This window comes from Alkalibacterium sp. s-m-28, from assembly GCF_054658175.1.
Genome location: NZ_BAAGIQ010000012.1, coordinates 1 through 12180, shown reverse-complemented (window position 1 = coordinate 12180; position 12180 = coordinate 1). Strand labels below are relative to the sequence as shown.

Sequence of the window (12180 nt, the reverse complement as noted above, 5' to 3'; positions counted from 1 at the left end):
CTGTCAGGCTTAATTCTTGCCAGTAAGTTCAAGTGCTTTATCAAGAACGGCTTTTCCGTCAACGCGGCCATAAGCAACCGGATCGATGACATCTAGTGGAATACCCACTTCGTCAGCAGTGACTGAGAATTTCTTTTTCATGAAACGCATCTGTGGTCCGATAAGCAGGACATCAGCTTTCTTCATGTCTTCCGGAGCTTTATCCTGAGCGACTGCCCAGATTTCAGCATCGATGCCTCTCTCTTTTGCTTCCGCTTCCATTTTTTGCACTAGCAGACTTGTTGACATTCCTGATGAACAAGCTAATAAAATTTTAATCATGTTAGTTTCTTCCTTCCTTTTTGTTTGATCTATAGTCATCTTAATGTAATAACGCTTCCATCACCACATGACTAATTTCCGTTAAGAAACGGAAAAGAATTAATTACTTATCTACTACTATAATGGGACAGATTAGCTGTACTTGTATTATGATTCTCAAAATAAGGAAGGCTTTGCGTCCCTCCCTGCCTCGACTCGCCCATAAAAGACCATAGATTTTACTTTATAGAATTAGTTTAAGTACTGAACTGCCTGATAAACTGTCATTATGACGGTTTATAGATACACCTTCATTTCCGCATTTTTCATAAGGTATAACTAGACGCTGTCTAGTTACATTTTAACGTAATTCCGAAAGAAGTCTCCCACTTCTAAGCGTATGGGTGCGAAGCACCAGTGAAAGTGGGAGATGAATTTCGGTCAAGCGATAGCTTGAAGTGGTTAATGTCATTCTCATTTGGTATACTTTATATATAGACGATAACCAAGTCTATATAGGCGACAACCAAGCCTACTGAGTATTCCTTGGCGTTAGCCAAGTAAAAGAAAACCTATGAGGCAGGGACTGCCTTTTGAGCCTACCCATATCCGATTCCTCTGTCTGCATGAAACCTGTGCAGACAAGAATGGAGTTCGTAGGAAGCCCCCACTTCAAAATCCGGAGGATTTAAGTGGTGGGTAGTTCACTCATTAAGAGCTTTAAAAGATGCCGCTGGAAGGCCTATAGCTGTAGTTTATTTTTACTTCTTAAAAAGAAGTGTCGCTAAAAGCCGTCTAGTTATAGTTTATTGACTACTTATCTTCAGACATTCCATTAGAAACCATCTAATTATAGTTCAGCCGTTATGCATCTTGATTAGCTGTCACTATAATCGTATCTAGTTACAGTTCATCATATGCTGAATGACTGAAACTATAGTTAAACTTGCAATCGATTTAATCTGCACGGCTGATACTGCTGAAAAGCCTCAATTACTGCACACCTTCCCTACTAATCTATGGCATAAGAAAAACACCCCGGTCAGCAGGGTGTTTCCAATTGATATCTGTTAAAGGACTAAATACAAGTAACCGGCAATGAACAGGAAGAAGCCTGTCATCGAGGTGATGACCGCATTGAATGTCAGTTCGACGTGACTGATCCGGTCAAGTAGACCACCCTGTTTGATGATTCCGTTGTAGATACCGACTCCGGCAAGAATCATCAGAGCATACACGATCCCTTTTTCAAAATATTCTGCTGAGAATACTTCAACTTGATACCCAAACAGGATATCCATAGAGACTGGTCCGTATACACCTGTCAGTAAGATAAGTCCTCCCATAATGAAAACAAGCAGTTCGGACAATAAGTCTTCTCTTGGTGGTTTAGATTCTTCAGGTCGGTTGTCTTTTCCGAAGAGTATACTACCGAATTTAACGAAGTATGTGATTGTCCCAAGGTTGATCAGGTTAAGACCGAACTGGACGATCGGGCGATAGCTTCCATAGCTAATCATATACTTGGAAATACTTCCGTTGAACAGTGGCGCACCGGTCACACCTAGAATACCAAAGATGATAGCAAAACCAGTTAAAGGCATCGCTCTTAAAACACCACGCATCATACGTATATCACGCGTTCCGTACTGGTGATAGACCTGACCGGCCGCAAGAAATAATGTAGATTTAAATAACGCATGACTGACTACATGGAACAGTGCGCCCCAGTAGGCGATTTCAGATCCCATATTCAGACCGATCATGATCAGTCCGATCTGGGATACTGTAGAATAAGCCAAGATCATCTTGATGTCATTTTGCCCCATCGCCATGATGAATCCAAATATTGATGTAATAAAGCCTATCAGGAAGAAAATCTCCTGCACCTGTATTACCGGTTCAAACATGGCGCTGAAACGGATGAACATATAGACACCCGTTTTAATGAAGAGTCCGGATAATATTGCAGAGACAACCGGTGGTGCACTAGGTGTTCCGTGCGCTTTCGGTAGCCAGCTGAACAAAGGAACAACGGCAGTTTTCAGACTTAAGGTCGTCATCATGAAGGCAAATGGAAGAAGGACCGCTCTTGGGCTTTCCACTTCCACGATTGCTTCACTGATGACTCTCATATCTAGAAATCCAGTGGTTCGGTAAAGCATTCCGATACCAAATAGCAGAAACGCTGTTCCGATGACATTTACGAAGAAATAGATCATTCCATCATATATCGCCTGTTTCTCTTTATTGAACATAATGAGAATCGCAACGACCACTGTCGATACCTCCAGCATGACGAACAAGTTGAACAAGTCAGTACTTAAGAATAACGAAATGATCAACCCTTGCAGAACTAGAAACAGAAATGCGAACTGCGTGTTAAAGTATTCCTTGTGATAAGCAAACAGCAGCATCATAAGGAAGATGATCGTTGTAAGTAAGACAAACACCGATGAGATGATATCAGCCATTAATGTAATGGCCAGACCATCCGGAACACCGGACATAAAGTTAAAGATGGTGTCATCCGTACGCACTTGGATAAAAATCCATAGCGCATAAGCTAACTGGGCAATCTGAACTCCGATAATGAACGGACGGGTATCTCGTTTCTTGAATAGAATATTGACGATACCGGCCAGAATCGGCCCAATGACTAGTAGGTAAAGCAATGTGTGCGACCTTCTTTCTAATTTCCGTAATTAAGCAAGCCAGTACATATAACCAACTATACCGATAAAAAACATGACAAGTGCAGTTATCATCGCATTGAAGGACAATTCGACATAACCGAATTTTGTAAATAAGTCCCGTTCCCTGACCCATCCTCTATAGAGGGCAAAGGCAGCGAGAACCAGGAGCAAGTAGATTAATGATTTTTCCAGATATTCACCTGGGTAAATCGTAAAGTCGAATCCGTAAAGGAACTGTAAGAAGGTATTGCCGAACAGCCCCGTCAGAAGTGTGAGTACCCCGAAGACAAAAGTTGTCCATTGTGGAATATCGTGGGTACTGTCCTTTTCCCTGACACTGTCAGGTTGAGTATTTTCGCCGAACAGCATGGCTGCGAATTTCATACTGTACAGCAAAGTCCCCAGATTGATTAAATTTAAAAGCAGTTGAATATATGGCGAATCGCTACCATAACTGATCATGTACTTCGAAATGGATCCATTGAAGAGTGGCGCGCCTGTAATACCAAGCAGGCCGAAGATGATGGCAAAGCCTGTGACCGGCAAAGCCTTCATGACTCCCCTTATTCTGTATATATCCCGAGTCTTGTAATGATGAGACAAGACGCCGACAGAGAGGAAAAGCACTGTCTTGAACAGAGAGTGTGCAAACATATGATACATGCTCCCCCAGTAGCTGGCTTCGGTGCCGAATGAGAATCCGACAGTCATCAGTCCAACCTGAGAGATTGTGGAATAAGCTAACAGAAGCCTCAAATCTTTCTGGGCAACAGCCAGAACGAATCCGACGATGCTGGTTACAAATCCAACAACGAGGAAAAATGCATTCAGTTCAATGACTTCAGAAAACATTGCAGTGAGGCGAATAAATAAGTACAGTCCCGTAGTCTCGTATACTCCTGATAAAATAGCAGGAATGACTGGTGGCGCACTCGGTGTGCCGTAAGCTTTAGGCAGCCAGCTCGAGAGCGGGAACAAAGCAATCTTCAGACTGATCGTTGTCAGTATAAATCCAAATGGAAGAATAAGCGAACGCGGATCCTCCACTTCTGTAATGACTTCCTGTATTGCATGAAGGTCCAGGTGACCGAATGTCCGGTAGAGCATCACGACACCAAAGAGCCAAAAACCTGAACTGATGACACTGACGAACTGGAAGATCATGCCATCATATACTGCCTGCCTGTCTTTGTTGAACATGATAAGGATCGCGACGACGACGGTCGACACTTCCAGAAGCACATAAATATTGAATAAGTCCGTGGAGAGAAAGAGTGCAATGATCAGTGACTGAAGAGTTAAGTATAAGAAGCCGAACTGAGAATTAAAGTAATCCCCAGGACAGGCATAAATCAGCAGGCCTAAGAACAACAAAGTCGTCAGCCAGACTAATACGATGGATATCCGGTCTGCATAAAGTGTGATAGAAAAGGCGCGAGGATAGCCGCCAAGATTGTCCATTATGGTGCCCTGAGTACGCACGAGATAAAACAGATAGGTTGCGTATACTGTGATTCCAAGCTGTGATCCGACGATCAGTTTTCTGGAATCACTATGGATAAACCCTACATTTATAACTGCGATAACAATCGGTACGATAATAAGCCAATATAGCATCCTGTCACTCCGTTTCTATCAAAATTTATGAGACCGAGCCTATTTACAATATTAAAGACAGATAGACAATTAGAACAATGAAGTAACCGACCATAGATGTAATGATCCCGTTAAAAGTCAGTTCTAGATGTCCAATTCGAGTGATGAGTCCCCCGTGTTTAATGATCCCGTTGTAGAATGCAACCCCTGCAACGATCATCAGCACATAGACCATCCCTTTTTGAATGTATTCGTCAACGTTCACGTGTACTTCATAGTTGAAGAAAAACTGAGTCAGTCCTTCCCCGAATATTCCAGTTAAGAATGAAGCAATACCCATAACGACACAGGCAGTCGACGCATAGAAGTCTGACTTGGCTGTCCCCTTCTTAGGGCTTTTTCCGAAAAGCATAGTTGCATACTTAACAAAGGACATCGTTGTTCCCAAGTTGATGATGTTCAAAAGCAAAGTAACGGTATAGTCATACGTTCCGTGTGCAATCATATACTTTGAAATACTTCCGTTAAAGAATGGTGCTCCAGTAATACCTAGTATTGCTAATGTCGTTGCGACCGCTACCCAGGGCATCCGTCTGAACAGCCCTCTTATCTTGTAGACATTTCGGGTGCCGTATTCTTCGTAAATCATTCCTGCAGTCAGGAATAAGGTAGATTTGAATATAGCGTGGTTGAAGATGTGGTAGAGCGCACCCCAGAAAGCACTTTCTGAAGCCATATTTATCCCCATCATGATCAGACCGACCTGTGAAACGGTATGGTAAGCCAGGATCAGTTTGATGTCTTTCTGACCCAGAGCCATGATGAATCCGATCAAAGAGGTCAGGAATCCGATCCAGAAGAAAAAGACATGCATGTCAATCACTGGATTGAACATTTCGTTGAAACGGATGAACATGTATACCCCACTCTTGATGTACAGGCCACTCAAAACGGCTGATACAACAGGTGGCGCACTGGGTGTTCCATGGGCTTTCGGCAGCCAGCTGAATAATGGCGTTACTGCTGTTTTAAGTGAAACAGTCACCATCATCATCCCGTAAGGCAGAACCACTGCTCTCGGGCTTTCAAGCATGGACATGGCCTCTTTTAAGGCACGAATATCCAAAAGTCCGAATGTACGGTAAAGCATACCGATCCCGAAGAGAAGAAAAGCTGAGCCGATGACATTGACAAAGAAATAGATCATGCCATCATATATTGCCTGCTTTTCTTTATTGATCATGATCAGGATGGATACGACAACTGTAGAGACTTCAAGGAAAACAAAGATGTTGAACAAGTCACTAGACAGGAACAAGCCCATCATCAGACCTTGAAGGACCATGAACAGGAAGTAGAATCTCGGTCTGAAATACTTCTCTCTCGTAGCATAGACTAGAAATGCAATATAAAACACTGCCGTCATCAGGACCATAAAGATTGAGATCGAATCAGCGTACAGACTTAAAGCCAGGCCGTCAGTATGGCCGCCAACGTTCCAGACTATCGGTCCAGTCTCTTTAACAGTCATGAAGACATAGAACGCCAGACCGGCATAAATCACTTGGAAAATATATAGAAATAACTTAGCTTCCCTGTTTCTCAGCAGATAAGTAATTGCTCCAGTTAGAATTGGAGCAAGCACCAATAATCCTAACAATTAATGTTCACTTCCTGTCTGATTTCTGTTACGCGACCAGTGAGTAATGCCATGCTTTTGTTTATAGTGCATAAACAAGGTCAAGCCGATCGCTGTAACACCGGTACCGATAACGATGGCTGTGATCATCAAAGCAGAGGGAACGGGATCGACAAATGCAGCTTCCTGTGCCTGTCCGATTGGGGGCACACTACCATCTGTGTAGTTGATCGTAATGTAAAATAAAAATATACCTGATTCCATGATCGACATGGACATAATGGTTTTAACAATCATTTTTTTCGTCATTAGACCATACAGTCCGATGAAGAACAAAAGAATGCCGACAATTTCGCCAGTGATAAAATCCAATGGTTTCATCTTCTTTCTTTTAATAGTTGAGGAACGTGCAGTAAATTTCACTTAGATCGACGGATTTATCTTCCTTCGTAGAATACGAATCGGTAAAAGATGATACTCAGTCCGGAGAATACTTTCAGTCCGATCAGTGAGTTCATGGTTACCATGTAAATCTGATGAGATAATGTCGTGTCTGCAGGCTGCAGCTGCATAAACACATACAGGACAGGCGTCATGACGATGGACAGGAACAGGAATTTTTCCAGTTTCTCGAGCGTATGCAAGTCCAGGTCAAAGTTTGGATAAACAAGATAACGTGTGATCAGAGCCGTTGCCAGAACAGCTCCACCCTGGAATCCTCCACCCGGCGATACATGTCCATTGATGATGATATAAAGTCCGATCAGCAGAACGAATGGATAAATGATTCCGACCATTCGGATGACGATTTCTGAGTTGTTCTTTCTATTGAAATCATCTTTTTCAAATTTATACTGTTCAGCATGTTTGTTAGCCCATGAGACGTTGATAACCTCCATAACGGAAACCATCAGCATAAGTGCTTCAAACAATGTATCGAATACACGGTAGTTCAAGTATATGGCAGCTACAGAGTTCTGAGCTCCAGTCTGTGCAAAGAAGTCAGCAGTAAAGTAATCCATCAGAGGTGTATCCAGTTGTTCCGAATGATTCAAGAACAGAAACAGCACCACGGCAGCTCCAATAACCGCAAATGCGATACGTACAATATTAAACAGTCTACTCGTCTGGGGCATCTAAGCTCACCTCATCCCTGAAAATAACACGGATATCTTCAATATCTTTAATGACGTCATTCAAGTTAGCTACGATATCCTGGAAAACTTGGTCAGTTGTATCACCATAAATATAGGTCAGATCACCTTTACGGTGGATCAGACAGTCATGTTCGTCCTCGCGCATGACTGTTTCCAGTGTACGGTTTGTATAAGCCAGTTGAGGCTCGATCTCTTCTGTACGCTCCACAAACAGCTCAAGCGGACGGACGATTGAGTCTCTGATCTCGTTTATCTGATCATCATTGAATGTTTCCACATCTTCATTTACGTAACAAATGTCGTATACTGATACTTTTTTCAAAGCAACTAAGTACATGACGGTTGACAGTCCGACCCCTATCGCCGCTTCAGCAAGCGCCACATCGGGTGCATTATAGTGCAGGTAGGCCAGTGCAATCGTCAGTGAAAAGGCACCAAGATAAATGATCGACCGACGCAAGTTATCAGATAAGACAGAGAAACAGGCTAATACTAGTAATGTCAATAATATAAATGTCTGAAACATTGTCTCCTATCTCTCCTTCTTGATTCTGTATCCACTCAAATGGGCTGAACGGGTAATGGCATGAGTAGCGATGGGATTAGTGATTAGATACAAAGCCAGTACAATGATAATCCTGCCGCTGAAAAAATCAAAGCCATGCTTGATCATCAGACCGAACAAAATCGTGATGAAGCCAACTGTATCAACTTTAGATGCAACTAGAGTGCGTGAAAAGTAGTCATTGAAACGGAAAATCCCAAATACGCCCAGTGCCATAAAAATTAGGCCGATAATAATGACTATGTTTGCGATCCATTCTACTACTTGCGTCATTATACATCACCCTTTCTTTCGACGAAGCGTGCAATCATTATCGTTCCAATAAATCCGAGCACACCATAAATGATAGCCACATCGATCATATAGGTCCGGTTGATGATGATCCCGATCAGGACAGTTGCAACAATGACCTTGGGTGAAAATAGTGCGAATCCAAGCATGCGGTCCCATATAGTCGGTCCATCCAGAACACGGACAAGTCCGAAAACTGACAGGCCGATGATAATGGCTAAAACAGTTGAATCAAAATCCATTTGTTTTTAAACTTCCTCTCTCTTCCTAATTTCTTTTACGCTTTTCCATCGAGTGTTTCTTCGTAGCGTAACAGTATATCTTCCAGTTTAAGTGGAATGACTACTCTAGGGTCATCATCCACTCCAGGTGCATTAAGCGCCAGAACCTTCAGTGTACTGCCTTTCTTATCGACAGTAACTGTCCCAGGGGTCAGTGTGATGGAATTGGCTAGTATATCGATCAGCAGTTCATCTGTAAGTTTAGTCTGACAAGTAATGATCTGAACATCTGCTTTACCGGAAATGATATTAGGAATAACATCGAATCCAGCTAGAAAAATTTCAATAATCAGTCGGAATACATATTTAGCCAGAGTACCCAGTCCGATCATGTAAGAGTGCTTATAGTTTCCCTTTAAAAGGAAACGGTCGGTGAATATTACCACTAAAATCGACATAAAAACACCTGAAAGTGCAACTCCAATCGTGAACTGTTCAAACAAAATAAGCCATACTAACGATAATAGAATAATCACTTCCTTGTTATCGACGATGTCTTCCCACAATTCATTCAAATATGTTTTCAAAAAAAAACCTCCCTTCCGACGTGAGTAGATGACAGTCTATCTCTAAGTAAGTCGATGGGCGGGTAAAATCCCATCTTTTCGGCTGTACTTCGATTGTAGCATGTTTCAAATCATATGCAATGGATTTTTTATAAAACACCGCTACACGTCTGAATGAAAACGATTTTATTTTCCATCTACTTCGATCATTATTCATATTTTCTAATTATTTAACAGTCTAACAAATTGATCGTTCACTTTACATTGATATCTGAGCATTTTTGCCTGACGTTTATATCTTGCAGCTGAACGGCAATAAACCATCCGAATAGGCTCTTACCTTATCCGGATGGTTTAATTTTTTCAGATTTTTATAGACAAATCTCTTTACTTCACTCGTTTAAGGAAACTTTTTGGTACTTCTGACGTATAGCGCACTAGTTTATTTGTTCCTGGATGAACGAGAACAAGGGTCGTTGCGTGCAGGCCAAGACGCTTAAGGGGATTAGTTTCTGCCCCATACATCTTGTCTCCGGCAATCGGGTGACCCATCTCTTTCAGGTGCACACGAATCTGATGTTTACGACCTGTCTCCAGTTCAACTTCAAGCAAAGAGTAGTTCTCGTTACCCAGAACTTTCCGGAAGTGGGTAACCGCCCGTTTTCCTCCATTGTCTTCCAAGTTGGAGTACATCTTGATCCCTTTACTTTCAGACAGCCATGATGCATACTCCCCCTGCTCTTCTTTAACGTCTCCTTCGACCAGTGCTGTATAGATACGTTCCTTGACTGTATTCTTCCAGTCTTTCTGAAGCGCCTCTTTTATTTTTTCCGATTTTGCATAAAGCATGACGCCTGATGTATCTCGGTCCAGACGGTGCACGACAAAAATCTTGTTATCGGGGTGTTCCTTCTTCACATAGTCACTCAACTGATGGTAGGCAGTCGGTTCTGTCGGGTCGTCTGAAGAAATTGAAAGCATGCCCGCTTCCTTGTTGATGACAATCAGATCCTGATCTTCATGCAGAATGGATACACCCATTAATTCAGAACGTTTTTTGGATTCCTGATTGCTCATGATATTGACTGTGTCACCTGGTTTCAGCGGATAGTTATGCTTAGTGGTCTCTTCTCCGTTCACCGACACCTGACCTCTAGTCAGTATAGATTTGACCGCATTCCGGCTTTTGTTTGTGATGACGGTCAACAAATATGGCAGCAGAGTTGTCTCTTCTTCCACTGTATAGTTCGTGGTTCCCTTTTTATTGACCTGTTTTGTTCCTTTACGGACCACATCAGACTTTTTCTTGGGCTGATTTTTATGCTTATTGTTTCTATTCTTACTCATATACTCACTCCTAAAGTTGTTGACTCCAGTACAGTATAACAGAAAACAGACTGATTTAGATCAGTGATTCAGACCTGGACAGTCTGAGCTGCATTTAGTTTTGAGAAGTGCCAATTGTATCCAGTAGAAAAATGTCATCAGAATCTTCTTGATAATCTTATTTCCAACGTTCTTCCGCATCATTAATCAAAACAGACGTTCTATAGTTGTGCTCAACAATCTAATATCTGTCTAATATATTTAATCACAGTAACTCATTTTTGCTATACTGTTCGTATGGAATCTAATTATGTGAAATGAGGCTATTAAACATGAATAATAATGATCGTCTATTACGATTAAGGTACGCACTCGATTTAAGAGATGAAGAAACTCAGGAAATATTCAAGTTAGGCCATCAAGATTTATCCTTAGAAGAGGTTCAGCTGCTATTGAAGAAAGTCGAGTCTTCTGAAGCTACCTCCGATAAAGAAGATGACTTTACCGAGAACACCTATGTTAAAGAATGCAGCAATTTGCTATTCGAATCATTTCTAAATGGACTGATCGTCTTTAAGCGTGGACAGCAAGTCACTGCTACTGGTGAGCCAGTCAAACAGACCAGACTTATCAAGCACGATAAAGATGTAAATAACGTCCTGATAAAGAAAGTCAAGATAGCTCTTACTCTTACCAGTGATGACATACTGGACATCTTAGACGACACTGGTGTCCACATCTCGAATAGTGAATTAAGTGCTGTTTTAAGGAAAGAAGGTCACCGGAATTACAAAGAGTGCGGCGACCGGTATGCACGTAATTTCCTGAAAGGACTCGCCCATCACTTGCGTGGCTTCGATTCTTCCAATTGATTATAATAGCCTTACGTATCGTCCAGCTTAGATCATTCTAATATGAACTAAGCTCATTTTTTCTATTAATTTATCTGATGATCTGTCATTAAGCTGTTTCTAGTCTGACTTTACATTCTTTCTTTTTGATAAGGTATAACTAGACGCTGTCTAGTTACATTTTATTCTTTAAGAACTTGAGAAGATGTCACTAGCAGCCTTATAGCTGTAGTTTATTTCGTAGGCAACAAGAAAACTGTCACTAAATGCTCTCTAGCTGCACCTTATATTTTTCTCACCAGATAACTTGTCGTTAAATTCTCTCTAGTTATAGATCCATCATGTCGTAACTTTATAAAGTGTCACTATTAATGTCCCTAAGCGCAGTTTAATTAGACGTAAATGGCAGAAACTGTCGCTACACAACTTTAGATGCCACTTTTATCGTATTCTTAAGATGAAATCTACCGAGTATCGGAATTCACGTGATTAAGCAGGATCACCTTCTACGAAAAATCTATGCTCATGCATATTACAAATACCCTACCCCCTTCAAGTCAGCGTGCTGAAGAGGATAGGGTATTCATAATGGAAAGAAAGTGATTGAGGAGCTGAAATTTTCAGCTTACATTTTCACTCCACCACCAGTCACGACGGCGATGATGTGCTTAGATAAGAACAGGTAAATCAGTATCAGTGGAATGATCGACATTGAAATAACGCTTATATTGAATTATTGATCTTGCCTGTTTTCGTTTCTTGCCAGATTGTTCATTTGTTACTTGCTTGGTATAGTCCTCTCGTGAACTACCCACCACTTAAATCCTTTGGATTTTGAAGTGGGTGCTTCCTACGAACTCCATTCTTGTCTGCACAGACTTCATACAGACAGAGGAATCGGATAGGGGTAGGCTCAAAAGGCAGTCCCTGCCTCATTGATTTTCTTTTACTTGGCCAATGCCAAGAGGTTTT

General features: G+C 41.7%; 13 protein-coding genes. 1 reads left to right on the top strand and 12 read right to left on the bottom strand.

The features are described 5' to 3' along the window. Window positions 1-9 precede the first annotated feature (9 nt). The 11 genes from ACYQ4S_RS03245 to ACYQ4S_RS03195 form a co-directional block, all read right to left on the bottom strand. Entirely contained in the window at window positions 10-360 is a 351-nt protein-coding gene (locus tag ACYQ4S_RS03245) for a PTS sugar transporter subunit IIB (RefSeq protein ID WP_346023658.1), read from the bottom strand. A 1010-nt stretch (window positions 361-1370) separates the two neighbouring features. Then, entirely contained in the window at window positions 1371-2975 is a 1605-nt protein-coding gene (locus tag ACYQ4S_RS03240) for a complex I subunit 5 family protein (protein ID WP_346023659.1), read from the bottom strand. 30 nt (window positions 2976-3005) lie between these two features. Next, the gene (locus tag ACYQ4S_RS03235) at window positions 3006-4613 is read right to left on the bottom strand and encodes a complex I subunit 5 family protein (RefSeq protein ID WP_459769318.1); all 1608 of its coding nucleotides are present in this window, start codon (window positions 4611-4613) and stop codon (window positions 3006-3008) included. A 43-nt stretch (window positions 4614-4656) separates the two neighbouring features. Continuing rightward, window positions 4657-6252 (bottom strand): complex I subunit 5 family protein, encoded by a 1596-nt coding sequence (locus tag ACYQ4S_RS03230; RefSeq protein ID WP_346023661.1) that lies wholly within the window; start codon window positions 6250-6252, stop codon window positions 4657-4659. Then, window positions 6253-6612, bottom strand: a complete 360-nt coding sequence (locus ACYQ4S_RS03225) for a sodium:proton antiporter (protein WP_459769316.1) — start codon at window positions 6610-6612, stop codon at window positions 6253-6255. Between the two features lie 56 nt (window positions 6613-6668). Next, window positions 6669-7367, bottom strand: a complete 699-nt coding sequence (locus tag ACYQ4S_RS03220) for an MnhB domain-containing protein (RefSeq protein WP_346023663.1) — start codon at window positions 7365-7367, stop codon at window positions 6669-6671. Next, entirely contained in the window at window positions 7351-7914 is a 564-nt protein-coding gene (locus tag ACYQ4S_RS03215) for a Na(+)/H(+) antiporter subunit B (RefSeq protein ID WP_346023664.1), read from the bottom strand. The genes ACYQ4S_RS03220 and ACYQ4S_RS03215 overlap by 17 nt, the downstream gene beginning before the upstream one ends. Before the next feature lie 6 nt (window positions 7915-7920). Beyond that, the gene (mnhG, locus tag ACYQ4S_RS03210) at window positions 7921-8226 is read right to left on the bottom strand and encodes a monovalent cation/H(+) antiporter subunit G (RefSeq protein ID WP_346023665.1); all 306 of its coding nucleotides are present in this window, start codon (window positions 8224-8226) and stop codon (window positions 7921-7923) included. Next, a complete protein-coding gene (locus ACYQ4S_RS03205) occupies window positions 8226-8486 on the bottom strand; it encodes a monovalent cation/H+ antiporter complex subunit F (RefSeq protein WP_346023666.1) in 261 nt (86 codons plus the stop codon). Before ACYQ4S_RS03205 ends, mnhG begins: the two co-directional genes overlap by 1 nt. Window positions 8487-8521: 35 nt before the next feature. Beyond that, window positions 8522-9052 (bottom strand): Na+/H+ antiporter subunit E, encoded by a 531-nt coding sequence (locus tag ACYQ4S_RS03200; protein WP_346023667.1) that lies wholly within the window; start codon window positions 9050-9052, stop codon window positions 8522-8524. Between the two features lie 366 nt (window positions 9053-9418). Continuing rightward, a complete protein-coding gene (locus tag ACYQ4S_RS03195) occupies window positions 9419-10378 on the bottom strand; it encodes an RluA family pseudouridine synthase (protein ID WP_346023668.1) in 960 nt (319 codons plus the stop codon). A gap of 311 nt (window positions 10379-10689) precedes the next feature. On the opposite strand from ACYQ4S_RS03195, the gene ACYQ4S_RS03190 reads away from it, so the two are divergent. Next, the gene (locus tag ACYQ4S_RS03190) at window positions 10690-11229 is read left to right on the top strand and encodes a YehS family protein (RefSeq protein ID WP_346023669.1); all 540 of its coding nucleotides are present in this window, start codon (window positions 10690-10692) and stop codon (window positions 11227-11229) included. 647 nt (window positions 11230-11876) lie between these two features. Here the strand turns inward: ACYQ4S_RS03190 and ACYQ4S_RS03185 are convergent. Continuing rightward, a complete protein-coding gene (locus tag ACYQ4S_RS03185) occupies window positions 11877-12023 on the bottom strand; it encodes a hypothetical protein (RefSeq protein ID WP_346023670.1) in 147 nt (48 codons plus the stop codon). Between the last annotated feature and the right edge of the window lie 157 nt (window positions 12024-12180).

Bases quoted from the DNA above. Each gene is read 5' to 3' on its own strand.
- ACYQ4S_RS03245 (WP_346023658.1), bottom strand. From the start codon at position 360: ATGACTATAGATCAAACAAAAAGGAAGGAAGAAACTAACATGATTAAA.
- ACYQ4S_RS03235 (WP_459769318.1), bottom strand. From the start codon at position 4,613: ATGCTATATTGGCTTATTATCGTACCGATTGTTATCGCAGTTATAAAT.
- ACYQ4S_RS03225 (WP_459769316.1), bottom strand. From the start codon at position 6,612: ATGAAACCATTGGATTTTATCACTGGCGAAATTGTCGGCATTCTTTTG.
- ACYQ4S_RS03220 (WP_346023663.1), bottom strand. From the start codon at position 7,367: ATGCCCCAGACGAGTAGACTGTTTAATATTGTACGTATCGCATTTGCG.
- ACYQ4S_RS03215 (WP_346023664.1), bottom strand. From the start codon at position 7,914: ATGTTTCAGACATTTATATTATTGACATTACTAGTATTAGCCTGTTTC.
- mnhG (WP_346023665.1), bottom strand. From the start codon at position 8,226: ATGACGCAAGTAGTAGAATGGATCGCAAACATAGTCATTATTATCGGC.
- ACYQ4S_RS03205 (WP_346023666.1), bottom strand. From the start codon at position 8,486: ATGGATTTTGATTCAACTGTTTTAGCCATTATCATCGGCCTGTCAGTT.
- ACYQ4S_RS03195 (WP_346023668.1), bottom strand. From the start codon at position 10,378: ATGAGTAAGAATAGAAACAATAAGCATAAAAATCAGCCCAAGAAAAAG.
- ACYQ4S_RS03190 (WP_346023669.1), top strand. From the start codon at position 10,690: ATGAATAATAATGATCGTCTATTACGATTAAGGTACGCACTCGATTTA.